Source organism: Actinomycetota bacterium (assembly GCA_040757835.1).
Classification (GTDB): domain Bacteria; phylum Actinomycetota; class Geothermincolia; order Geothermincolales; family RBG-13-55-18; genus SURF-21.
In genome coordinates this window covers 287,219-311,253 of record JBFLWJ010000001.1, presented here as the reverse complement: position 1 = coordinate 311,253, position 24,035 = coordinate 287,219, and the positions used below count along the sequence as shown (strand labels likewise).

Sequence of the window (24,035 nt, the reverse complement as noted above, 5' to 3'; positions counted from 1 at the left end):
CACTCACCGTCTCAACTCGGGAGACCCGATCCATGCGAGGGCGAACAGACGCGCATCGAGGAGGCCGTTGGATATGAACTCACGCCCGGGTGTCGCCCTATACAAAACCCGCCAGCCCGGGATCCGGTGGTCGGTACGTAGCGCACCCCCATCTGCGCTGCCCCCCACCCGGGGAACTACCGGGTCGATCATGAGATATGGGCGAACAGACGCGCATCGAGGAGGCCGTTGGATATGAACTCACGCCCGGGTGTCGCCCTATACAAAACCCGCCAGCCCGGGATCCGGGGGTCGGTGTATAGCGACCGTCCATCCGTGCTACTACTTGCCCGAGAACTACCAGGTCGGTCTCAGTGAGGCCTTGCGAGCGAGACCGTTACCTGGAGGCTCGGGCTGTAAGAGCACCCGGAGCGAGGACCGTAACCCCGGGTCTCGGGCTATCTTAAACTGTCCCAGACAAGCCAGGCCAGAAACAGGAGCGGCACCGACAGGACGATCATGGTGGTAGGCAGCCCGTGGCGCGAGGCCAGGAAACCCCCGGCGGCCGGACCAAGGATGTATCCGACAGCCCAGGCCATGTTGAATACGCCGTAGGCGGTGCCGTACACGTCCCCTTCCCCTCCACCGGCAATCCTGTCGGCTATGAAGGGCAGGGTGGGGGTCTCGAACAAGGCTATGGATATGCCGCTGAGGGCGAAGAGGACGGCGGTGAGGGCGAGGTTGCGCGAGAACGCCAGCGGGGGGACCACCACTGCCGTGGCCACGAGGCCAAGGGTCATGATGCCTTTCTTGCCCGAGCGGTCGGCGATCTTTCCCACCAGCGGGCTGCTCAGCGAGTATGCCAGGACGGTGAGGGCGAACAGCAACCCGATCCCGGTGCTGCCGAGGCCCAGGTTGTCCTGGAGAAAGACGGGGAAGAGCGGCTCCAGCAGTCCCAGGCTGACCGTGCCCATCATCACGACGACGATGACCAGCACCATGCCGGGATAGGCGAGCACCTTGCGCATCATGTCGCGGTAGTCTGAACGGTTACCGCCCCGCGGCAAGCTCTTCAGCTCGCGGCTCGCAAGGGCCAGGATGCCTCCCGCCACGCAGAAGGCCGCTACCAGCAGGAAGGGTGCCTTGTATCCCAGCCAGTCGTAGAGGACGCCCCCCAGGGCCGGCCCGGCGATGGATCCGGCTCCCATCGCCGCCATCACCATGCCCATGCTGCTCCCCCGCTCCCCCGCCGGATAGACCTCGGCGATGATGGCCAGCCCCACCGACCAGGTGGCCGCCGCGGTCACCCCATCGAGAAAGCGCGAGAGGAAGAGCGCGGCATAGGTCGTTGCGTAGGCGTAGAGAACGAAGGCGCCCGCCATGGCCACCATACCGAAGACCAGAAAAGGCCGGCGCCCGGCGCGGTCCGAGAGGATGCCGAAGGGCACGGCGGCCACGATATTGCCCAGCGCGTACGAGGCGAAGAGCATGCCCAGGCCCAACTCGCCGATACCCAGTTCGCTGGCGTAAACGGGCATGACCGGGACCACCACGCCGTAGCCCAGGCTGTCCACGAAGATGACCACGCACACCAGCACCAGGAGCCTTTTCAAACCCGCACCCCGTATCTTCGCGCCAACTCTCTGCCGTTCCGGCTGCGGCTATTATCGCATGAAGCGCGAACTGCTTGGCCATTGTAGAATAAGCACATGGAAGACCAGCCGCGGCCGACGGACTTCGTCGACTATCAAGGTATATTTTCCAGGACCCTCATCCTGGTGGGCAGGGGCGCAAGCGTGCCTGACGCACTGGAGTCGTGTCTGAAAGATGCCTACCCGCTCACTTACAGGGAGATCCTGGTGGAAGCCAGGAAGATACTCTCCCACCTCAAGCAGGAACGGGAGTGGGGATCGCTGCGGGCGCTGCGTGAGCTCGCGGACAGGCCTGGCCTCGCGGACGAGATGCGCAGGAGCAGGCCTTCCGGGGAGAGGACGGACGGGGATGCCCCCGGCATGAGCCGCTCCGACGTCAATGCCGATTTCCCGCGTATCTTCGCCCTAGCCCAGCGCAAACGGCAGTCGGGGTTCTCCCTCGATGACTCCCTGGAGATGGCCGTGCGCGAACTCTACCCCCAGACCTACCGCAAGGTGACCGAAGCCGCTCGCTTCTACGTCCGAGTGGCGGCGCACAGGCGCGGAGAACACGAGATGCGCGCGCTGCGGGAACTGGCGGAGGACCCTCGGTTCTTCGCCGAGCTCGAGGATTCGCTCCCGGAATAACGGCTCAGGTAGACGTGTAGACCAGCAGGGAGAGGATGACGAGGCCGAGCACCAGGAGCAGGTTCAGCGCCCCCACCAGGATGCCTGCCAGGGCGAAACCGCTCCCCCCCAGCATGCCCCCGCTGTCTCGGATGCGTTCGCGCGACACGAAGCCCGTCGCGATGGCGGCCACGGCCGGCAATATCGGCAGGATTAGGAAACTGGCCAAGGCGCATACCAGGGACACGACAGCCAGGTCATCGGTGCGGCGCTGCCCGCTCACCAGTGGATAAGGCCCGTAGGCGGGATATGGCCCGGGCGGGACCGGCGGCGGCTGGCCGGGGGAAGGCGGCGCTTCCCCGGGAGGCACGGGTGGTGGAACGGCCTGCGGGGTGCCGCCCAGCCCCATGGCGGACTTGAAATCCTGCGGCCCCACCGCTCCCTGCAGGCCCGGTGACGCCGCGGCCCCGAGGTCGGCGCCGCAGGAATTGCAGAAAGCCGCCCCGTCAGGCATGAGCTTGCCGCAGCGCATGCACGCCTTGTAACCCACGCCTTCTTCCATGAACGAATCACCTTTTCTCTTCAGCCCTCCCGGGAGCGGCTTGCGAACTTCCCCGCCCCGCGGACCACTGCTACTATATTCCCGGTATCCTTGATTCTACCTTCAAGACCGTGGCGCCGTATTCGCCCTAGATGAGGAGGCCCCGTGATCGGCCTGTTGTGCGCGACCCCCCGGGAACTGGAGACGGTCATCCCCCTGCTGGCGGATACCGCCGACTCCGCCTCACCGTCCGGGACCAGGCTGGTCAGGGGAAGAGCGGGCGGGTCCGAGGTCCTGGCCTTCTCCGCCGGGATAGGAAAGGTCTCCGCGGCGGCAGGGGCCCGCTTCCTCATCGATCGTTTTACCCTGCATGCCATGCTGGTCTTCGGTATGGCCGGCGCCCTCTCCCCCCTGCTGCAGGTGGGCGACCTGGTCATCGCCGACGTGCTCGTGCCCGCCGACGTGGGGGTGGCACATTCCGGCGGCTATCATACCACGGGTCCGGGCCAGTGCGAAAACGGGCGTCTCGTCTTCTGCCCTTCCTTCGAGGTGCCGCCGTCCATGCTGCGGCGCGTCCATATGGCGGCGGAGGACGCCGGCCTGCCTTACCGGCTGGGCAAGGTGCTCACCTGCGACCAGATAGTCCTCGAGCCCGAGCTCCGCTCCCACCTCGGCGAGGCCTTCGGCGCGTTGGCGGTGGAGATGGAGGGGGCCGCCGTGGCGCAGGTGGCGGCCACCGAAGGCCTGCCCTTCGCCGCCGTGCGCGCCATCAGCGACGAGCTCTCCCACGATTTCGTCGGGTTCGAACGGCTCCTGGAATACCGTGGGCAGGCCCGCCGCAACATCTGGCACAATCGCTTCAGGCTCGCGGTGAGCGGCGCGGACACCGTGGCCAGGGCCAGGGAGATGTCTCGCGGCAGGGATGCCGCCCTGGCCAGTCTCGGCGTCTTTCTCCGCTCCTTTCTCGCCGAACCTGGCTGAGGGGCGGGTCGCTGCAATATAATCGCAGCATGGGAAAGAACGTGAGTCTGGACGTGAGCTGGGGGCGCCGCCTGCTCGGCGCGCTCCTCGGGGCCACCGGCCTGGGGACCACCACCTTCTGGATCCTCTTCTTCTCCGGGGCGATGAAAGCCACCGAGACGGAGCAGGACGAGGCCTTCGAACGCGCCTTCCCCCTTGCGGACGCGTGGATGAGTTCCCTGTGCATGCTGGCCGCGTGGCACCTGTGGAGGGGTGAAAGGGAGGGCGAGTTCCTGGGCACGGCCGCCGCCAGCTCCCTGGTCTTCCTGGCCCTCTTGGACATCCTCTACTCGCTGGAGAACCGCAAGTACTGGCCTCTGGACAGCAACCGCGCCACCATGCTGGCCATCAACCTCTGGACGCTGGGCCTGGGCGTGTCAACGCTGGCTTATCTCTGGAAGACCACCCTGCGGGAAGGCTGATTCAGGCCGCCGAAGCGCCGCCGGCGGATTTCTTCCGCACGGAATACGCGATTGCTCCATCCGCCTCGCCCTGCCTGCTGCTCAGGCCTTCTTCGCCTGCCCCGCCTTTGTTGCCTTCCCCGGCACGGCCTTCTTCTTGGCGGCAGCCTTCCTGGCAGGCGCGGCCTCCTTCTTTGCGGGCGGCTTCTTGGCCGCTCCGCCCTTCTTCTTCGCGGCCGCTCCCCCCTTCTTTGACGCAGCCGGCTTGGAACTCCTGGCGGCCGCCCTCATCTTCGCCTGTGGGTGTTCCTCGGTCCCCAAGGCGGGAAGGCCGCATACCTGGTGCCCGTCCCTGCCCTCCGGGCAGCGTTCGATGAGGAACTCGGAGACGGACGGCGCCAGCTCCTTCTGTGAGCGCGAGCTGACGTAGATGCCTATGTGTCCCCCGGGGAAGCTGTACAGGGTCTTGTCCTCGCTCCCCACCAGGTCGTTCAAGGGGATGGTAGAAGCCGGGGGGACCAGGTGGTCCTCGGTGGCATAGATGTTGAGCAGGGGCATGGTGATACGTCCCAGATCGACGCGCCGGTCCCCTATCATCAGCTCTCCCTTTACCAGTTTGTTCTCTTGGTAGAGGTCCTTCAGGAACTTGCGGTATGCCTCTCCCGCCTGGGCCGGGCTGTCGAAGATCCATTTCTCCATGCGCACGAAATTGGCCACCGTGGCGGGGTCGTCCAGGTTGTCCATGAGCCCGACGTATTTGTCCACCATGAGCTGGAACGGCTTGAGCATGAGGAAGCCTACGTTCATGAACTCGCCCGGGATGATGCCCATCGTGTCCACCATGTTGTCGATGTCCATGTACTGGCTCCATACGTTGAGCAGCCCGTCCGTGGTGTGGAAGTCGACCGGCGCCACCATGGTGATGAGGTTGCGGATCTTCTCCGGGTAGAGCGCCGAATAGATAATGGAAAAGGTGCCGCCCTGGCATACGCCCAACAGGTTGATGCGGTCGCATCCGGTCCTATCCCGCACGAAATCCACGCAATCATTGAGGTACACGTCGATGTAGTCCTCCATTGTCACGTAGCGGTCGCCGTGGTCGGGGTAGCCCCAGTCGATGATGTAGATGTCCAGCCCCTGTCCCAGGAGGTTGCGGATGAGGCTGCGGTCGGACTGCAGGTCCATCATGTACTGCCGGTTGACCAGGGCGTAACAGATGAGGATGGGCGTCGGACAGGTGAGGGCATCGCCTGGCAGATAATGGTAGAGCTTCATCTTGTCCTCTTCGAATACCAGCTCCTTGGGCGTGGGCTCCACCTCGACGTCGCTGATGGTGGTGAGGATCTCGGCGCCCTTTACCAGCTTGCGGTTGATGTCCTCCAGCTCCTCCACGAAGAAATTGGGGTCCATGAACTCCTTGAACATGCCTATCCCTCCCCTCCGGCCGCCCTGAGCTCCTTGAGCTCCTTCTTCAAGGTCCTGACCTCGCGCTTCAGCCGGTCCACGGTCTTGTAGAGATGGTCCATCTCCGAGCGGTTCGGGAAGGGAAGCTCCTTTGTGACCTCCTCCACATATGCCTGGAAATCGCGCCTGAACTGCATGCCCCTGTCCACCAGTTTCCCCTGCAGCCTGGCGAACTCCTCGGTGCGGAAGAGCTCGATGTAGAGTTCCTCGCTGGTCTCCCACCACAGGCGGTAGAATTCCCGGAAGGACATGGGCTCGGCTTCTCCCTCCGCCTGCACGGAGGCCAGTTTCTCCTGCAGCTTCTGGAAGGACTGCGCACCCGCCCCCTGGAGGGCCGCGTAAAACTCCGTGAGGACGATATTGAACTCGGTGATGGAGTCCACGGCATGCCCGAGCTTCTCCGCCGCTTCCCGGTAGTACCCCATGGCCGGGGCGCGCAGCAGCCTCCCGAAGCTCTCCTCGTATGCCTTCCTCCACCCCTCGTAGACCTCGGTGGCCGCGTCGACGGAGGGCCTCTCCATCTTCAGGCCGCTGTCCATGAGGCCGCGGGAGTACTCGAGCCAGGGCGACCAGAGATGGGTCGCAAGCCCCGCCATGAGCAGGGGTATCTCGGCGTCATACAGCTCGGCTATCCACCGCAGCTGCTCCGGCAGGGCCGGCGCGAAGACCCTCTGCACGATATCGCGGTACTCCCCGGCCCATTCCTCCAGCGCTTTGCTGACCGCCTCGAAGTCGTACTCGCCGCCCTCCCCCACGGCCTTGCGGTAGGCTTCGAACATCTGCATCCACATGGCATAGAGTCGCGAGTAGACGTCTGTAGCCTGGAACATCTTCATGTACGTATCGGGGCCGATACCCTGGCTCGGCACGGCGAACTTCTCCATCATCTCCCGCGTATACGCGGCCCACTGTCGATAGTAGTCCATCGCGTCAGGCAACGACGCCGAACCCGCCTCCCCTCCGCCGCCCCGAGACGGTGCCGCCATGCGGCTCCAGGCACCCATCCAGTCCCGGAACATGCCCGCCTGCATCTCCTGCCACTTTTTCCACACATCCGGCCACGGATCTGTCTTTTCCTGCATGAGGCGTCCCTTCTACGTGATTATTCCTGGGCCAGCAGGTCTTCCATCTTGCGCAGCCCTTCCTCCAGGTTGCGGCGGAACTCCTCACGTCCCTTGCGCATGTTCTCGAGCCACTCCTGCAGGACTTTCTCGCCTTCCTTCTGGAGCTCTCCGCTCTGGTCCAGCAGGGTCCTCCACATCTTCTCCACCTGCTCCTGCACGGAGTTCATGGTGTCGAAGGACATGAGCATGCCCGAGCGCATTCCCTCCATGACCGTCTTCTGCATCATCTTTGGGTCCATCTTCGATCCCCCCTTTTTCCATATGAGGTCTTTTCCTCTATAATTCCTTTCTAGACCAGCCGGTAAACATGGACAATGAGCCGGGTCAGGCCCTCTCTGCTGGGCCTGCTCGCTGCATCGGAGGTGGGCGAGGCCTCCTTTAACGCCGCCCAACGGAGCAGGCCGCCACCGTTCCATCCCGGCACGTATCTGCGCTATAGTAGGTCAATACCGAACGGCTGCCGGATGGAACTCTTACGCTGCAAGGGGTGAAGACTATGTGCCGCATCATCGCCAAAGCGTGTATGACACTTTTCATGCCCGTCCTGCTGGCCTCCCTGCTCTTTGCCGGCTGCGGCAGCGCCGACAGCGGCGACTACGAGCATGAAGTGGCCGAGATCAACCGGGCAACATCGCAGAAGCTCGAGGAATCGCTTCATCTCCTCGGCAAGGAGGAGCACGGTGAGCAAGAGGGGCAGGTGGAGGAAGAGGCGCATGCCGAAGAGGAGACGGAGGGAGAGGGACAGGTAGAGGAAGAGGAGCATGCCGAAGAAGAAAGTCAGGCAGAACTGCTCGTCAAGGCACTCGAAGAAGCGGTGATGATCCTGAAAGAGGCCTTGTTGGAACTGGAAGACGTCAAAGTGCCTGCCGGCATGGAAGACTATCACCTTCAACTGGCATCCTTCTACAACGCTAACCTGGCCGCCTACGAGGGATACCTGGCCGCCCTCGAGCCCACCGCGGAACATGCCGGGAGCGAGGAGGAGGGCTCCGGGTCCCACGATGAGGAGTCCACGGGCGAGGAGGGGGCTCCCCAGGAGGGGGAGGCTCCCCACCAGGAGGGGGAACCGGCTGAAAGCGCCGGCCACTGATGTATAATCTTGATATAACCCCACCGGCACCGGATGGTTTAACAGGAGGGACGGGATGAACGAGGAAGACCTGTACGAGAAGTTGGCCGAGCGCATACTCACCAAGGGGAGCAAGTTCATACCTGACCTCTTCCGCATGGTCGCGGATGAAGACGAGGCACGTATCATGCTGGCGACCCCCGGCACCGCCCCCGAGCTGGCCGAGAAGCTCGGGTACTCCCTTGAGGAGATGGAGGAGAAGCTCGATTTCCTCTATCGCAAGGGCCTCATCTTCAAGGCCGCAAAGCCCCAGGGCACCCTGTACCGCATGGGGCGCGACATCACCCAGTTTCACGACGCCACCATCCTCTGGGACGGCGTGACCCAGGAATACCTCGACCTGTGGCGGCGCCAGACCCAGGAGGAGCTGCCGGACTACATCAACATGGTCAGCATGATCCTGCCCAAGCCGGTCACGCGCGTTGTGACCGTCGGCCAGCCGGTGGAGGCGAGGCAGAACGTCCTCGCCTACGATGACGTGGAACAGATAGTCAAGGACGCTGGTCGCCTGGCCGTGGCCAAGTGCACCTGCCGCCTGGTGGACGGCAAGTGCGGCAAACCCCTGGAGGTCTGCCTGCAGCTGGGCAAGGGCGCCGATTACGCCATCGACCGGGGCAGCGGCCGCGAGATCAGCGTCGAGGAGGCCATGGAGATCGTCCGCATGGCCGAGGAGGCCGGCCTCATCCACGTGGCCATGAACAAGATGTACGGCAGCCATATCATCTGCAACTGCTGCGAGGACTGCTGCGTTGCCTTCGGACTGCCCATCCCCGCAACCGCCATCGTCGATCCCAGCCGCTTCCTGGCGGTGGTGGACGAGGACGCCTGCAGCGGTTGCGGCGACTGCGTCGGCCGCTGCTTCTTCGACGCCATAACGCTGCAGGAGCGTGACGGCGAGGAGGTTTCGGCGATCGACGCCGAGCTGTGCATGGGGTGCGGGCTGTGCCAGGTGACATGCCCCGAGGACGCGATCTCCATGAAAGTGGTGCGCGAGGAGTCCTTCATCCCCAACTACTAAAGGCTGCCCTTAAGGTAGCGACCGGCATTTTCATCCTCGGTGGTGTCGCGGCCACGATTCATGGATGACAGACCCTATATGAGATAAGGCACAACCCCGGATAGAGCCACGCTGCCCGATCCGTGCCCGTTAAGAGTGCGGGCAAAAGCAACGATATTCAACCTGTGGGCAGATTATTCGAACTCCTGTTAATGGCTTCAGTATATCCGCACATGTAACGGGAACGGCCGAGGAAGAAACATTTCGGCAAAGAACCGACACGGGAAGGGACAGAGGATCATGGCGGCTTCTATCCCCTTGATATGATGCAGGAAGAAGAAGGATTCCGCGAGCATCTGGCCGCGCGGCGGCTTGGCACCCTGAAGGAGGCGATCTGGGGCAAGGAGGAGCTGCAGCTGAGCCGGGAAAACCCCCGTATGCAACCTGCTCCTTATCGGCCTGGCCCAGGGCCTGTTCGAGCTGGTGTCTGGCCAGGATGGTACGGTGGAATGGAATATGGCCGATGATGGCGACCTCACGGCGGAGGTTTCGTCCTGGCGGCTCCAGGCCTCGACAGGCTGACAGGGAATAAAGAGGGCGGGGATCGAAGCCCCCGCCCTCATGCGTTTCGTCAGATCTAAGGGTTCAACCAAACCGCCGCGTTGGTGATGCAGTACTCCTCCGGGCGCTCGAGGGTGGTGCAGCGGAAGACGATCTTGTCGTCAGCCTCCTGCCACATCTGGGTGACGATGGTGTCGCCGGGAAACGCCGGGCGGCTGAAGCGCACCTTGATGGCCTTGAACTTGGAGGTGTCGTTGCCGCAGTACTCGCGCAGCACCGCACGTCCCGCGTGGCCGAAGGTACACAAGCCGTGGATTATGGGCCGGTCGAATCCTGCCATGGCGGCGAAGTTCGGGTCGACGTGCAGGGGATTGTAGTCACCCGACAGGCGGTAGATCATGGACTGGATGGGAAGGGTCTTCAGCTCTAAGACCTTGTCGGGGTCGCGGTCGGGGGGCTCGTTGCCCGGTTCCGGGCCGCGCTCTCCGCCGAACCCGCCCTCGCCGCGGATGAAACTGGAAAAGGTGTTGTAGAAGACCACCTCTCCCGACTCGTCCACGGTGTCGGCATCCAGGTCGATGACCGCGCCCTTGGTCTTGTCCCACACCGCGGCGATCTTCGGCTTGGTGGTGAGCTTGCCCGAGGTGGGGATGGGCTTGCGGATCTCCAGGTACTGCTCGCCGTGGACCAGCATGACCAGGTTGATGTCTACCCCCTCCACCGCCACCAGGCCCATGAGGGCCGGGAAGGGCGGGATGACCCCGAAGGTGGGTATGGCTTCCAGGCCGTTCTCGTACACGAACTTCAGTTCGTCCGCCTCGTAGCCGGCACCGATACCCAGATTGTAGAGCATGACGTCCCGGGTGGTGTATTCGTAGTCGAGCGGCGGCAATTCCTTCCCTACTACTGACAGATCGATCGGCATCTTATCAACCCCTTTCCTAATCGATGGCCGACTTCCTTAGCCGCCCTGGTTCATCTTGCCCAGGATGGCACCGGTCTGTTCGGTGGCGCTCCCGTAGGCCACGGCCCCTTCGAGGCTGGTGATCTTGTCTATGTTCTCGTCGATCATCTCCAGGGTGATTGGCTGCTTCACATCGAAGATCACGCCCGGCCCCTCCATGAACGCGGCGCGGCTGAAATAGCCGCCGCCGGCTGAGAGGGTATAGCCGGAGAACGTACAGTTCTCCGAGCAGGCCCATACCACCAGGGGCGATACGTACTCGGGCTTGAGTAGATCCAGCAGGTCGGGGGGGAGGATGGTGGCGGTCATGCGGGTCCCCGCCACGGGGACGATGACGTTGGCCATTATGTTGTACTTGGCCCCCTCCTGCTTGAGGACGTGCATGAGGCCGACGATGCCCATCTTGGCCGCGCCGTAGTTGGCCTGCCCGAAGTTGCCATATACCCCGGCTGCTGAAGCCGCCGACACGATACGGCCGTAGTTGTTCTCCCGCATGTGGGGGAAGGCCGCCTTGGAGCAGAAGAAGGTGCCGTCGAGGTGGACGGCCATGACCTTCTCGTAGTCCTCCATCTCCATCTTGATGAAGCTCTTGTCGCGCAGGATGCCGGCGTTGTTGATCAGGATGTCGACTTTTCCGTAGGCGTCGATCGCCGTCTTGATGATGTTCGACGCGCCCTCCCAGTCGGCCACGCTGTCGAAGTTGGGGACGGCCTCTCCGCCGAGGTCCTTGATCTCCTGGACCATCTTCTCCGCAGCGGTATGCCCGGAACCGGTACCGTCGAAGGCGCCGCCCAGGTCGTTTACCACGACCTTTGCACCACGGCTGGCAAGGAGCAAGGCGTATTCCCTACCCAGGCCGCCGCCGGCCCCGGTCACTACTGCGACGCGGTCGTCAAATCGTACCTCTGCCATTAACCCTCTCCTTTCCTTCCTCGGGGGAGCGCCCCCCATGGTCTATCGCCGCTTGTTTCCAGGCATTATGCCGGAGACGAGGCTCTCCTGACTTATCCCTATACCTTACCGTATACGCTGCAGGCCGCCAGAGCGGCTTTTTCATTATATACCCAATGCAGTCCACGTTACAGACAGCCCTTCAACGGTCCTAGTCGTGCTGCGCATCACCCTGAGCTTGAACTGCTTACCGAACTCCTCGATATTACCACATGGGGTTCCCCATATCGCTTACGCGCCAGCCGCTGACTTGCCGCACCGTCCACCCGCCCTGTAATGTGAGGGTATGGCAGGACAAGAGACACGGAATTCCCGATATTGAGAGGGTGATCGCCTTGCGCAAAGGTTACCGTTCCTCGAGGATCGGATGGTGTTTTGCCTCCGTCCTTCTCTGTCTCGTGCTGGCCGCCGCGACCGGGTGCGGCGACGAGCCGCCGCCATCCCAGGGCAGCACGGATGGGAGCGGAGGCAACGATATCCCCTTGCAGACCCTCGCCCAGGGGGTGAACAGCGAGTACGGCCGCATCGACGAAATACCAATCCCGCAGGACGCCCCTCCGGAATGCCTGGCCATCAGCGACGAGGAGGAGTTCCAGCGCCTCGTCTCCCAGGCCTTCTTCCAGGAGACCATCCCCGGCGTGGACTTCGATAGATACATCGTCATCGCGGCCATGCAGGGCCCCAAGCCCACCGCCGGCTATGCCATAACCGTGGCAAGAGCCGCCCAGGATGGCGGCGATGTTGCCGTCGTGATCGAAGTCACGGAACCGGATCCGGGGGCCATAACCGCCCAGGTGCTCACCAGCCCCTATCACCTGGTCCTGGCCGAGCGGGCCTCCTTCGACCCCCGGGGGGAGCTGGTCTTTGTCTTCCGGGACGGCGACGGCACCCTCATCTCCCAGGGGTTCACGGAAGTCTGACCCCGTACCGTCCCCGAGGAGCGGCCATGCCTGAAAGCAGAACGGCAGTGATCGGATCAGGGCCGGGCGGTTCCGCCTTCGCGGCCCTCATGGCCCACGCAGGACACCAGGTGGTCCTGGTGGAGAAGAACGGGTTTCCGGGCGGAAAGTGCTCGTCCACGAGGCACGACGGGTACGTGGCCGACACCGGCGTACACATGTTCGGACGCGGCCAGTGGGGGCCTTTCGGGGACATAACCCGTATCCTGGGCGAAGGCCCGGGCTGGTCGGCCAGGACCCCTTCCTTCACCCTCAGCCTGCGGGGTGGGAGGATGGAGATGGGATCCTCCCAATTCCATCCCGTCTCGGTGGCCAGCTCCATCAAGGGGCGGCTCAGGGGCTGGCAGAAAATGCGCTGGCCATCCACCGCCGTAAAGGCGGCACGGGAACAAGGCTTCGGTGGCCTACTCTCACTGGGCAGGCGCTTCAGCGACAAGCGCTATCCGCTCTACGGCGAGCTCCAGGACGTGAGCGTGCGCGACTTTTTCAGCCGCCTATCCGACTCCGACGATTTTCTGCAGACCTTCCACGCCATGGCCATGCTGACCATGGTCCTTCCCTGGCACCGCGCCAGCATGGGCGAGTTCGCCTTTATACTGGCCAGCACCATGCGGTCATCACAGCTCTGCTATCCCTACGGCGGTTCCGGGGCCATACCCGCTTCTTTCCTGCGCGCTCTCACCGCGCAAGGCGGAGAGCTGCGCCTGGGCTGTGAAGCTGCCGCCATCGAGACCAGGGGTGGCAGGGTACGCGGCATCACCACCGCGGCGGGCGAGTTCATCGCGGCGGACAGGGTCGTCTCGAGCGCCGGGATTAAAAAGACCATCGCCATGGCAGGGCGCGAGGCCTTCCCGGCAGAGTACCTCGCAGCGGCCGATGCGCTGCGGGATTCCGAGGCTTTCATCGCTGTCAAATATTTCCTCGACCGCAAGATATCCTCCATGCGCACGCCCTGCCTCCTGCATATGCCCGATCTGTCGCCGCACTGCATGTTCGACTACCTCGAGGACGGGAGCGTGCCCGACGACCTCTTCCTCTTCGTGACCGCACCCGGTATCTGGGATCCCTCCCTGGTGCCGCCGGGGAAAGACTGCCTCATCGTCGGGGTGCCTGCGCCCAGCGACCTGCAGCGGGTCGATCAGGCGGCATCCCTGCTGGCACGGGCAGAAGAGATAGCCGCCTTTCTCTTTCCGGAGATATCCGGAGCCACGGTGGCGGTGGAGAGGGTGCTCACAACGCAGGTCTCGGGCCTGAGCGGAAGGACGGCAGGCGAATGCATCGGCATAGCCCAGGAGGTCGGCCAGAGCGGAACCAACCGTCCCGCAACGTCCACCCCGGTCCAGGGGCTCTACCTCGTGGGTGCCGACGCCGGCGGCCGGGGCATAGGCACGGAGATGGCCGCGGACAGCGCGCTGCGCCTCTACTACCATCTGCGGTGACCGGTCACGGCGGGCCTTACCCGCGTGGTCCGCGCGTGCGGGTAGCCGCAGCATTATATGCTAGACTTGAGACCTGACCATCCAAGCCGGCACACCCGGGAGGCGCCGCCATGTTCCCCGTGACCGCGAGCGGCAAGTGATACGTTTCTGTTAAGAGGGAGGGTCGATCATGGATTTCGAGTTCACCGAAGACCAGAAGATGTTCCGTGAGAGCGTCAGGGAGTTCCTGGACAGGGAGATCGCTCCGCTCGTGGACGAGCAGGAGAGGAAGGGGCCCATGACCAAGGAAGAGGCCACGGACGTCCTCAAACGTTTCAAAAAGATCGGTATAGGATACGACCTCGAGAGCATGAAAGAGATGGGCGGCGACCCCCTGGCCATCGCCATCCTAGCGGAGGAGATGTTCCGGGTATGGCCCAGCGCGGCCGGCCTCTTCGGCCTGACCTTCCCCGCGGGCCTGGTCAATATCGCCCCCGAGGAGATGCGCAAGCGCCTGCTCCCCCGGCTCATGGAGAACGAGCTCATCGGCTGTTACGCCATCACCGAACCGGAAGCCGGCTCCGACAACCGGGCCATGCGCACCACCGCCGTGCCGGACGGTGATTTCTACTTGGTCAACGGGACCAAGACCTGGATAACCAACGGGCCCGTGGCCGACCTGTGCCTGCTTGTAGCCAACGACGAGAAGGGGGAGCGCATCTTCCTCCTCGTGGACAAGGAGGAATCGCCCTTCGAGACATCCGACCTCCACAAGCTGGGCTGGAGAGCCGCCCCCACCGGCGAGCTGTACTTCAACGACTGCCGTGTCCCCAAGGGCAACAACGTGGTGCAGATGGCCTTGGCGGCCATGGCCGAGGCCGCCGCCAGGAAGCCCCCGGGGGAATCGGGCGGTATCGGCACCCTGGGTATGCTGGGGAGGATGTCTCCCGAGAACATCATCTTCTCCTTCCTGCGCAGCGGCATGGCCCTGGCGGCGGCGGGGATCTCCCAGGCGGCATTGGACGCCGCCATCGACTACGCCAGGGAGAGGTCGCAGTTCGGACGGCCCATCGGCAGGCTCCAGCTCATCCAGGAGAAGCTCTACGACATGAAGGCGCTGACGGTCACGTCGCGGCTCCTGGGTTACTGGGCGTTCACGCTGGCCGTCAACGGTGACCCCGATGCGCGCATGGCGTCGTCCCTGGCCAAGGGCTACGCCTGTGAGGCCGCGGTAAAGGTGGCCTCCGACGCCATCCAGGTGCACGGGGGTATGGGCCTCTCCGACGAATACCCCCTGGAGAGATACTTCCGCGACGCCAGGATGCTGACCATCCCGGACGGCACCACCGAGATCCAGAAGCTGATCGTCGGGCGCGAGCTGCTCGGCTCGGGTTTTACCGCGTATGCATAGCATGCGGACCGTACGCAGATGAGAATACATGCGCGGCGGCAAGGGCGGTAAATATTATACCGCCACCTGTCGATATTCTCTTGTGTCCCGGGCTTATAATCAGGTTATGTCCGCTGTGCGGTCCAGGCAGTCGTTTAGCCCTGTCTCGTCTAGAAGGAGGTAAGAGATGTTCTGCCCTAATTGTGGCCAGGAAAACGCGGATGGCGCCGCGTTCTGCCGTTTCTGCGGCCAGTCCCTGCAGGGCGCCGCGGCGGCAACCGCGGAGCAGGCGCCGCCGCCCGCGCCGGAAGCTGCACCGGCGGCCGCCCCGGCAGCGCCGCCCCCACAGCCGGTCGTCGCGCCCAGCGGAGCCGGGACACCCTTCTCCGAGGAGCTGGCGCCCACCAGCCTTTCAGCGCTGGTGCAGGAGTCACTGGAGGTCGAGAGCACCAACGCCTTCAACCTCCAGAACAAGAAGCTGCTGCGCGTGAACATGGGAGCTTCCGGCGGCCAGGTGCTGGCTAAGGCCGGCTCCATGATCGCCTACCAGGGCCAGATAAGCTTCGCGCGCCAGGGGAGCGGCGGGGCGGCCAAATGGCTGAAGAAGGCGGTGTCGGGAGAATCCTTCACCCTCATGCTTGCGCAGGGCACGGGCGACCTCTTCCTCGCCGATGGCGGTAACGACATCGTGCTGGTCTATCTAAACAACGAGGCCATCACCGTAGAGGCCATCAACCTCCTCGCCTTCAGCCCCAGCATCGCCTGGGACATCACGATGATCAAGGGAGGCGCCGGGATGATGGCCGGTGGTCTGTGGACGGTGGCGCTCACCGGAACCGGCTACGTCGCCCTGTGCTCCGACGGTGAACCCATGACCATGAAAGTGACGCCGCAGTCGCCCACTTTCACCGACCCCAACGCCACCATCGCCTGGTCGCAGTCGCTCAATCCCTCCATCCACGTGGACGCCAACCTCTCCAGCCTGCGGGGGATCTTCGGTTCCACCCACGGCGAGCTCTTCCAGCTGGCGTTCCAGGGCGATGGTTTCGTCATCGTGCAGCCCAGCGAGTTGGCGCCCACGACCCAGCTCCAGAACCCCAAGAGCGGGGGCAGCGGTCCCGCCGGAGGCATCCTGGGCGGCATCCTCGGACAGTAAGACTTTAAACCGGCGAAGCCCCGCGGCCAGCCGCGGGGCTCTCTTTTCGAGGGGAAATCCCCCTAATAATGCGCGGGCTTTCCCCACTTGCCGCCCTCCCACGATTGAACATAGAATCATCCATTATACGGCTGTTTCGATAAGCCCCCCCTAGCGGTGGGGCCGCCACGGTACCGGCTTCTCGCCTGCCTCACCCTTATAGTGCCGCGAGAGGGGATACGGCAGACTTCAGTCAGTGATGGCGACCGGGATAAAGGGAGGGACCCCCGCCATGGAAGACCTCTTGGATTACGCCAGCGACATCTTCAACCCCCACCTGCGGAAGTGGAAGGAAGACGGTGGCCGCATCGTCGGCTACATGTGCGTGGCCACGCCGCGGGAGGTCCTCGACGCCGCCGGCGTATTGCCGTACCGCATCCGCGCCCTGGGCAACCCGGACAGGGAGCTTGCCGACGCCTATATGGCCCGCTTCAACTGCGGCTTCTGCCGGGCCTGCCTTCAGCTCGGCCTCGACGGCAGCTACGACTTCCTGGACGGGCTGGTGGAGACCAACGGATGCGATCACCTGCGCGGCATGTTCGAGAACTGGCAGTACGTCAAGGGACTTGACTTCTTCCATTACCTTCACGTCCCCCACCTCATGACCGCGGAGGCGCTGGAGTTCTTCGCGGAGGAGCTGGAGCTGTACCGGGAGGCCGTATCCGCCCACTTCGGGGCGGACGTTTCCGATGATGCGCTGCGCGAAGCGATGCAGAGGAACAACCGCGTGAGGTCCAGGATGCGGGAGCTCTTCGCGCTGCGCGAGCGGGTTCGCCCGGGCTTGACCGGCACCGAGGCCCTGGCCACGCTTCTTCTGGAATCCTCGCTGCCCCCCGCGGTCTTCGAGGGATTCCTGGACGGCCTGCTCGCGGTGCGCCGGGAAGCCGAGATATCCGGGTACCGGGCCAGGCTGCTCCTGGCGGGCAGCGCCAGCGACGAGCTGGGGCTGGTGAGGGAAATCGAGGACGTAGGCGGCCTGGTGGCCACCGACGCCCTCTGTTACGGGACGCGCGCCTTCTGGGCCCTGCCAGAGCTGGACGGTGATCCCATCCACGCCATGGCGTACGCCTACCTCGCTAACCTCTACTGCGCGCGCATGTACGACGACTACCCCCACCGCCTTGACTTCGTTTTAGCCGCGGCGCGGCGGGCAGAGGTGGACGGGGCAGTGCTGGTCTATAACAAGTTCTGCGACCTGCACGGTGTCGAGAACGTCAGCCTCCGCTCGGACCTGGAGGAGGAAGGGATACCGGTGCTGGTACTGGAGAAGGAATACGGGGCGGGTGCGGATATCGGGCGCATCAGGACCAGGGTGCAGGCCTTCCTGGAGAGGATCGGGGGGTGATGGGGATGGCGCACGAGACTGCAAACGGGATGCCGGGGCTCTTCGACCGGGCTTATTCCCTATTCGCGCTGGTAGGGACCCTGCCGGACGATATGAGCGACGAGGAGCTGGAGGGACTGCTGCACGTGGTCCCGCCGGACCTGCGCAGCACCCTGGCGGCTATACTGCACCCGCGGCACCGCCGGGCGGGGATGGTCTACCTGAAGATGATCTCCGCCTGGCTGGAGGATGCTTTTCACGCCAGGGAACGGGGGAAAAAGCTCCTTATGGGGACCTTCAACTACCTGCCCGAGTTCATCCACGCCTTCGAGGGAGCCGAGCTCCTCACCAGCGAGGTGGTCACCACCCTGGGCGTCGTGGCGCTGGCGGGGCAGGGCGAGCGCTACTGGGATTACGCCATGGGCCTGGGTATACCGGACTTTCTCTGCTCGGCCAACACCATCGCCCTCGGCTCGGTGCTCACCGGCAGCGACTTCATTCCCGACGGCATCGTCCAGAGCGCTCCCGGCGCCTGCGACGCCAACTCCAAGATCCACGAGTTCGTGGCCCGCGAATACGACATCCCCCAGTTCTTCATCGAGAAGCCCAACTACACCGACTGGAGAGGAAGGGAACAGTACCAGAAAAACTTCGAGGCCAGCCTGCGGCAGCTCGAGGGATTCATCGGAGAGAAGCTGGACGAGGGCCGGCTGCGTGCGGTGCTGGAGAGGGCCAACCGCTGCACCGAGCTCTATTACGAGCTCTGGGACCTGCGCAAGCTGGTGCCCTGCCCCGTCCCCAATATCTTCTCCCTCTTCACATATTCGGCGCGTTTCACCATGTGGGGCACGGATGAGGCGATAGGGCTGCTTACCATCATGGTCGAGACCGTCAAGGAGATCCTGGAGAATGGTGACTATATCGCGGAAGAGAGGGCCCGCACCGTATGGACCTACCTCCCTTACTTCTTCGATTTCGACGGCTTCTTCACCTGGCTGGACGAACAGGGCATCGTGTACATGACCGACGTGCTCATGTCCTGCTTCCCCACCATCATCGACACCACGGATATGGAGAGCATGGTGCGCGGGCTCGCGGAATCGGCCTGGAACATGCCCATGACCCGGCAGATGGGGGGGGATTCCATGCTGGTGCGCTGGCTGGACGATATCGTCCACTGCGTAAAAGACCTCGGAGCCACCGCGGCCGTCTACTGCGGCCACCACTCCTGCAAGCAGACCTGGAGCGTGGCGTCGGCGGTACGCAACGAAATACAGAAGAGGGCGGGCGTCCCCACCCTCCTGCTGCAGGGCGACTCCTGGATCAAGCGCATGACCCCCATGAGCGTGCTGCAGGAGGAGATCTCGGCTTTCGTGGACAACGTACTGACCCGCAGGCCCCGCACCTCCCGGCGCAGGAGCGCGGGCGATTGACGGTGATTTGGATCCGGCAACCGTACCGGCCTGCCGTTATACTGTTTATATGAGCGGTACGAGTGGTGGTGCCGCGTTGACGGACAGGGGGTAGAGATGGGGCTGTTCGACCAGCCTCTTGCGGAGATAAGGGAATACATCAAGAACAAGTACGACCAGGGGTCGGCGAGGGAACTCCCGTTCACCCCGGTGATCCCGCGAGCCGATGGCCCCCAGGTCATCCTGAGCGAGGACACCGGCCTGGAGCTGGGCAACCCGGGCATGGCCTCCCGTTCCCTGCTATTGTGGGACCCAGGGGAAGGCGTGCGGGACGGGCGCATCACCCTGGTGGGACCGGACTTTGCCGCGGCGGAATCCCCCAGCCTCCCCTTCGCGCAGGTCATCATGGTGGGGGGCGAGTTCAGCGACGAGTACGACTGCTACCGCGACCTGCGCGACGCCACCTACAACGTTCGCCTGCGGGGTTTCATGACCCGCGTCTTCCCGGGGCGCCAGTCCATCTGGTGCCGCGTGGGCAAGGAGGCCCTCGCCGGGGGCTTCAGCGCCCAGGTCCTGGGCAGTTCCCTCATCCAGTCCCTGAAGAGGCTGGATTTCGTGCGCAGCGTGGAGGTCCTCTTCGTCACCTCTTCGCGGGAGGAAGTAGAGGAGCTCAGCGGTGCGGCGGACAAGGTGCTGGACATCGTGGAAGCCCTGATCAAGATGTACGAGGAGATGAACTTCGACTGCGAGGAGTGCGAGTACGTGGACGTCTGCGACGAGGTGGTCGAACTGCGGCAGATCCGCGAGAAGCTCCAGGCGGAGCGGGAAGGCGGCGAGTGACATCGTGGCGGAAGCAGTGGCTAACGGCAAGGTGATAGCCGTATGCGGCAAGGGCGGCGTAGGAAAGACCACTATATCCGCCCTCATCTCGCGCCTCCTCTACGAGGACGGCAGCGGCAAGGTGCTGGTGGTCGACGCAGATCCGGCCGTGGGGCTGGGCATGGCCCTGAACCGCTTCCCCAAGCGCACCGTGAACGACGTGCGCAAGGAGATCATCGGAAGCGTGCGTGAGCGGTCCACGGACAGTGTCGACCTGGCCGCCTCCGTGGACTACAAGATGATGGAGATCGTGATGGACTCCGGCAACCTGGGTTTCCTCTCCGTAGGCCGCCCCGAGGAGGAGGGCTGCTACTGTCAGCTCAACACCCTGCTGCGAGAGGCCATCGAGTCCCTCTCCGCCCACTTCGAGGTGACCCTCATCGATGCCGAGGCGGGGGTGGAGCAGATCAACCGCCGCGTCATGCGCTCCGTCACCCACCTGCTGCTGGTGAGCGACACCGCGCTCAAGGCGGTGCGCGTGGCCGAATCCATACGCGAGGTGGCCGCCGACGCCGTCAATTACAGCAAGATGGGGCTGCTGGTCAACCGCGCCCGGGACGAGGGGGAGGCGCTCCGCCTGTCGTCGCGCAGCGACCTGCCCCTGCTGGGCTGGATCCCCGAGGACGAGACGGTGAGGAAGTTCGACTCCGAGGCCAGGAGCTTCCTGGAACTGCCGTCCTGCCCCGCCCTGGAGGCGGTGAGGTCCAGCGTGCTGCAGGGCGGCTTCTTAAGCGACTGATAGGACACTCGGCTTCGCAGCAGCCTTCAAAACAAATATCGCCAAACGCTCCGATCGGTTCACCGGTTATTATTCGTCTATCTCTTTATCCATCTTGCGCAGGATCAGCTGCCCGCTGCGCAACAGTCCCTGCAGGGCCGCGTAAGCGCTGCCGGGATCGACCTCCGCCTCGCCCTGGAAGGTGCCGTCGGCGATCTCCTCGGCCATGCGGTTGAGCGCGTCGATGGGTTCCGTCACGTACTTGCCCGTGAAATAGCGCAGGCCGAAGGTGGTGATGAGCAGGGTGAGGATGATAGCGATGACCGAAGCTATCGACATGCGCAGGATGAGGTCGTTACGCTGGCTGACGAAATAATCCTCTACCTCCTGCATCTCCTGTGTGCGGTCAACTATGATATTGACATAGAACTTGTCGAAGCCGAAGTCACTCAGATCGATAGGATAGAATACGGACACGAAGTAGCCTTCCTGGCCACCCAGGCTGTCCATGACCACGTGATCCCCTCCGGTCGGCATGGTAGGAATCTCACCCGGGTCGATATCCTTGCCGGTCTCCGTGAAATAGGTGACCACCTCTCCATCAACGGTCACCCCTACGTACTCCAGCGGGTTGCTCATGGCCGCAAGCTGAACAACCAGCTCGTATAGGGGTAGCGCCTCACCCTGCAGGACTTGGTTTAACAGCTCCTGGTTCAGCATCCCCAAAAACTTCGCGTTGGTGCTGATCGAGTCCGTATGCATTCCCAGGTCCTTGATGGTCACAACTGTCTTGTCCAGGACCATCTGCTTGTTCTTCTCGATGTTATCGTTGGTGGTCGTGATGACGTCGAACATGAAGTAGGCGATGACCCCCAGCACCAGGGCCAGGGTCATCAGGGTCACCGCGAGGATAAGCTTCCTTACCTCACGTCCTGTTATGCGTCTCATACCATCTCCTCCCCCACCGCACTCTCCGATTTCAGCCCAATAGAATTAAACGCCCCTTCTTTGTTCCATGACGGGTTCTGCCTGTCCTCTTTTTTAACACCGGTAAGTAAAGTGGCCGTGTATGGGGCTTGGAGGCCCCGCCAGGCGATACCAGAACTGATGGAGCGGCCGGGGTACGGTGCGGCGTTCGCCCGCTTGCGGGCGGTCTCCCGCCACACCCCGCTACGGCGCGTCAGCTCTCGTTGAGCTCTTCCAGCTCCATCTCGCGCAGCAACTTCTTGTTCACCTTGAAGACCTCGGTGAGGGGCATCTCATCCAGGAAAGTGACGGACTTCGGAACGGCGTATTTGGCCACTTTCTCCCGCAGATAGGCGATGTAGTCGTCCTCGCTGACCTTGCCCTTGTAGCCCTCCCGTACCTGTACGAAGACCCTTATGCGCTCGCTTCCCTCCCGCTCGGGGTCGGGGACGCCGATGGTGGCTGCCACCTCGGTGGCGGGATGGTCATAGAGGATGTCATCGACCTCCCGCGTGTACACCTTATACCCGGAGACGATGGCCATGTCCTTGGTGCGGTCCACGATGGAGAAATAGCCGTTCTCGTCCATCTTCACCACGTCGCCGGTATGCACGAAGCCCTCGTCGTCCAGGCCTCTGCCCGGCTCCGGCCAGTAGCCCAGCATGCGCTGGGGGCCGGAGAGCAGCATCTCCCCCACCCGGCCGTCATCGACCATCTCCCGGAAGGGGATGACCGCGCCCGTGTCCACCTCGACCACCTTGACCACGGTATCGGGTACCGGGATGCCGATGGTGGCTCGCTTCTCCACGTTCTTGAGGCTGGCCTTCCTGCGGTTCATGTCGGAGACCAGGCCCATGATCCCCAGGAATATCTTTCCATACAACTTCGGGCCCATCAGCTTCGCCTGCAGGTTCATGAAGCCGGCGCTCACGGGGTTGAAGAGGAGCCTGTTCATGATGGGCACCATCTTGCGCCCGCCCATGGCGCGGATGTTGGCGGAGACGTTGAAATGGGTGACGGGGCCAAGCTCGGAGAGGCCGTATCCCTCGGAGACGAAGCTCTTGCTCTCCTGCTCGAACTTCTCCTGCACGTTGGGCGGAAGGGCCGCTGACCCGGAGATGCCGATGACCCGCGTGGCCTTGATGTCCTCCTCGAGCAGCTTCATGAACTGCGTCGGCACCCCGAACTGCAGCACCGGGTTGTACTCCTCGATCATCCTCAGCATTCCCCTGGTGTCCCGGGGGTCGGTGACGATGAGCAGGTTGCAGTACATCCCTCCGATCATGGTGTGCATGATGCAGTGGCCGTAAGAATGGAAGAAGGGCAGCCCGATGAGCGCCGAGGTGTTGCCCTTGAGGATCTTGGTGATGGGGCCGAACACGGCGGGGTTCTGCAGGGCGTTGGCCACCACGTTGCGGTGGGTGAGCATGCAGCCCTTGGGGAGCCCGGTAGTCCCCCCGGTGAAGAGCAGGGTCTCCAGGTCGCGCGCGGGGTCGATGCTCACGCGCGGGGGCACGGGGCTGGCCCCCGCGATGGCCTCGGTCAACCACACCGCGTCCGGCAGCTCCTCGCGCTTAGAGGGACGGTCGGAATAATCCTCGACCCTGGTGATGATGATGTTCGGGGTGCCCATGAACTCCCCCAGCGCCTCCGCCAGGGGGAGGTTCTCCTCCAGGCAGATGAGCCCCTTGGGCGAGCATTCCTTGAACTTGTGGGAGAGGGTGTCGAGGGGCTCGAGGAAACTGCAGGGCACGTGCACCGCGCCGGCCTTGGATATCCCGGCATCGGCGATGATGAACTGGATCGATGTCGGCAGGAGGGTCGCCACCCGGTCGCCCTTCTCCACCCCCATGGCGGCCAGGGCGCTGGCCAGGCGGTTAGCGTGGTCCTTCAGCTCCGGATAGGTCATCTCCAGCCCCAGCTGCACGCAGCCCAGCTTGGGCCGCTTCTCGGCCGCCTGGTCCAGGAAGAAATGGGTCGGCTCGTTGGGGTACGGTTCCAGCGTCTCCGGGATGCCGACGGTCTTGTACTCTTTGAACCATGGATAATCCATCTGTCCGACCCCCTTCTGCGATCTATCCCTTCATGACCGTACGATTATACACTTTTCCCAATAATATTCGCCTATATAAATGTACGCTATGCCGCACGTCCACAAGGCAACCCGCGCCCCTTCGTCGGCGCCTGTCCTGAAAGACACGCTCAAACATACCCTGACCGATGCAGTCGAAACCCCGCTCGCCAGGGCTATGGTGGTTCAGAACTGACGCGTCATTACTATACTTCCACGTTACCGAGTAGTCAACAAAACCGACAGCTGGCGGGGGCACCCAGTGAAGGGCAGGGGCGTGAGGGCGCAGCGCGCCGGCCGCTAGGATTAATCCC

At 63.5% G+C, this 24,035-nt stretch carries 22 protein-coding genes; 13 read left to right on the top strand and 9 right to left on the bottom strand.

Annotated features, from left to right (window positions below; translation table 11 throughout):
- Window positions 1-437 precede the first annotated feature (437 nt).
- Window positions 438-1,592 carry an MFS transporter gene (locus tag AB1384_01395; protein ID MEW6552927.1) on the bottom strand — a complete coding sequence of 385 codons (1,155 nt, stop codon included), beginning with the start codon at window positions 1,590-1,592 and terminating at the stop codon, window positions 438-440.
- Window positions 1,593-1,688: 96 nt separating this feature from the next.
- On the opposite strand from AB1384_01395, the gene AB1384_01390 reads away from it, so the two are divergent.
- A complete protein-coding gene (locus AB1384_01390; GenBank protein MEW6552926.1) occupies window positions 1,689-2,258 on the top strand; it encodes a hypothetical protein in 570 nt (189 codons plus the stop codon).
- A gap of 4 nt (window positions 2,259-2,262) precedes the next feature.
- On the opposite strand, the gene AB1384_01385 is transcribed toward AB1384_01390, so the two are convergent.
- Entirely contained in the window at window positions 2,263-2,799 is a 537-nt protein-coding gene (locus AB1384_01385) for a DUF4190 domain-containing protein (protein ID MEW6552925.1), read from the bottom strand.
- 144 nt (window positions 2,800-2,943) lie between these two features.
- Here AB1384_01385 and AB1384_01380 point away from each other — a divergent pair, with 144 nt between their 5' ends.
- A complete protein-coding gene (locus tag AB1384_01380; GenBank protein MEW6552924.1) occupies window positions 2,944-3,759 on the top strand; it encodes a 5'-methylthioadenosine/S-adenosylhomocysteine nucleosidase in 816 nt (271 codons plus the stop codon).
- A 41-nt stretch (window positions 3,760-3,800) separates the two neighbouring features.
- A complete protein-coding gene (locus AB1384_01375; GenBank protein MEW6552923.1) occupies window positions 3,801-4,220 on the top strand; it encodes a hypothetical protein in 420 nt (139 codons plus the stop codon).
- Window positions 4,221-4,301: 81 nt separating this feature from the next.
- On the opposite strand, the gene phaC is transcribed toward AB1384_01375, so the two are convergent.
- From phaC to AB1384_01360, 3 genes are read right to left on the bottom strand one after another with little or no spacing between them, the layout of a single operon-like run.
- Window positions 4,302-5,624: a class III poly(R)-hydroxyalkanoic acid synthase subunit PhaC gene (gene phaC / locus AB1384_01370; GenBank protein MEW6552922.1), complete on the bottom strand. Its 1,323-nt coding sequence runs from the start codon at window positions 5,622-5,624 to the stop codon at window positions 4,302-4,304.
- A gap of 2 nt (window positions 5,625-5,626) precedes the next feature.
- Window positions 5,627-6,745: a poly(R)-hydroxyalkanoic acid synthase subunit PhaE gene (locus AB1384_01365; protein MEW6552921.1), complete on the bottom strand. Its 1,119-nt coding sequence runs from the start codon at window positions 6,743-6,745 to the stop codon at window positions 5,627-5,629.
- A gap of 20 nt (window positions 6,746-6,765) precedes the next feature.
- Window positions 6,766-7,026, bottom strand: coding sequence for a hypothetical protein (locus tag AB1384_01360; GenBank protein ID MEW6552920.1), 261 nt, complete (start codon window positions 7,024-7,026; stop codon window positions 6,766-6,768).
- A 284-nt stretch (window positions 7,027-7,310) separates the two neighbouring features.
- Between AB1384_01360 and AB1384_01355 the strand changes: the two genes are divergently transcribed.
- Window positions 7,311-7,877 (top strand): hypothetical protein, encoded by a 567-nt coding sequence (locus tag AB1384_01355; protein MEW6552919.1) that lies wholly within the window; start codon window positions 7,311-7,313, stop codon window positions 7,875-7,877.
- Window positions 7,878-7,932: 55 nt separating this feature from the next.
- On the top strand, window positions 7,933-8,934 hold the full coding sequence (locus tag AB1384_01350) for a 4Fe-4S dicluster-binding protein (GenBank protein ID MEW6552918.1): 1,002 nt from the start codon (window positions 7,933-7,935) through the stop codon (window positions 8,932-8,934).
- 616 nt (window positions 8,935-9,550) lie between these two features.
- Here AB1384_01350 and AB1384_01345 read toward each other — a convergent pair.
- Together AB1384_01345 and AB1384_01340 are read right to left on the bottom strand one after the other, a co-directional pair.
- Window positions 9,551-10,399 (bottom strand): MaoC/PaaZ C-terminal domain-containing protein, encoded by an 849-nt coding sequence (locus AB1384_01345; protein MEW6552917.1) that lies wholly within the window; start codon window positions 10,397-10,399, stop codon window positions 9,551-9,553.
- A 36-nt stretch (window positions 10,400-10,435) separates the two neighbouring features.
- Window positions 10,436-11,350: an SDR family oxidoreductase gene (locus AB1384_01340; protein MEW6552916.1), complete on the bottom strand. Its 915-nt coding sequence runs from the start codon at window positions 11,348-11,350 to the stop codon at window positions 10,436-10,438.
- 374 nt (window positions 11,351-11,724) lie between these two features.
- Here AB1384_01340 and AB1384_01335 point away from each other — a divergent pair, with 374 nt between their 5' ends.
- The 8 genes from AB1384_01335 to AB1384_01300 all read left to right on the top strand — a co-directional run bounded on the left by AB1384_01335 (window position 11,725) and on the right by AB1384_01300 (window position 20,705).
- Window positions 11,725-12,309, top strand: a complete 585-nt coding sequence (locus AB1384_01335) for a protease complex subunit PrcB family protein (GenBank protein ID MEW6552915.1) — start codon at window positions 11,725-11,727, stop codon at window positions 12,307-12,309.
- A gap of 26 nt (window positions 12,310-12,335) precedes the next feature.
- Complete coding sequence (locus AB1384_01330; GenBank protein MEW6552914.1) at window positions 12,336-13,787, top strand: NAD(P)/FAD-dependent oxidoreductase; 1,452 nt, start codon at window positions 12,336-12,338, stop codon at window positions 13,785-13,787.
- A gap of 169 nt (window positions 13,788-13,956) precedes the next feature.
- On the top strand, window positions 13,957-15,177 hold the full coding sequence (locus AB1384_01325) for an acyl-CoA dehydrogenase family protein (GenBank protein MEW6552913.1): 1,221 nt from the start codon (window positions 13,957-13,959) through the stop codon (window positions 15,175-15,177).
- 166 nt (window positions 15,178-15,343) lie between these two features.
- A complete protein-coding gene (locus AB1384_01320) occupies window positions 15,344-16,312 on the top strand; it encodes an AIM24 family protein (protein ID MEW6552912.1) in 969 nt (322 codons plus the stop codon).
- Window positions 16,313-16,583: 271 nt separating this feature from the next.
- Window positions 16,584-17,696: a 2-hydroxyacyl-CoA dehydratase family protein gene (locus tag AB1384_01315; protein MEW6552911.1), complete on the top strand. Its 1,113-nt coding sequence runs from the start codon at window positions 16,584-16,586 to the stop codon at window positions 17,694-17,696.
- Between the two features lie 5 nt (window positions 17,697-17,701).
- A complete protein-coding gene (locus tag AB1384_01310; GenBank protein MEW6552910.1) occupies window positions 17,702-19,108 on the top strand; it encodes a 2-hydroxyacyl-CoA dehydratase family protein in 1,407 nt (468 codons plus the stop codon).
- A 96-nt stretch (window positions 19,109-19,204) separates the two neighbouring features.
- Window positions 19,205-19,927 (top strand): hypothetical protein, encoded by a 723-nt coding sequence (locus AB1384_01305; protein MEW6552909.1) that lies wholly within the window; start codon window positions 19,205-19,207, stop codon window positions 19,925-19,927.
- 4 nt (window positions 19,928-19,931) lie between these two features.
- Window positions 19,932-20,705 (top strand): AAA family ATPase, encoded by a 774-nt coding sequence (locus AB1384_01300; GenBank protein ID MEW6552908.1) that lies wholly within the window; start codon window positions 19,932-19,934, stop codon window positions 20,703-20,705.
- A gap of 69 nt (window positions 20,706-20,774) precedes the next feature.
- On the opposite strand, the gene AB1384_01295 is transcribed toward AB1384_01300, so the two are convergent.
- Entirely contained in the window at window positions 20,775-21,632 is an 858-nt protein-coding gene (locus AB1384_01295) for a hypothetical protein (protein ID MEW6552907.1), read from the bottom strand.
- A gap of 232 nt (window positions 21,633-21,864) precedes the next feature.
- Complete coding sequence (locus AB1384_01290) at window positions 21,865-23,703, bottom strand: AMP-binding protein (GenBank protein MEW6552906.1); 1,839 nt, start codon at window positions 23,701-23,703, stop codon at window positions 21,865-21,867.
- Window positions 23,704-24,035: the final 332 nt, after the last annotated feature.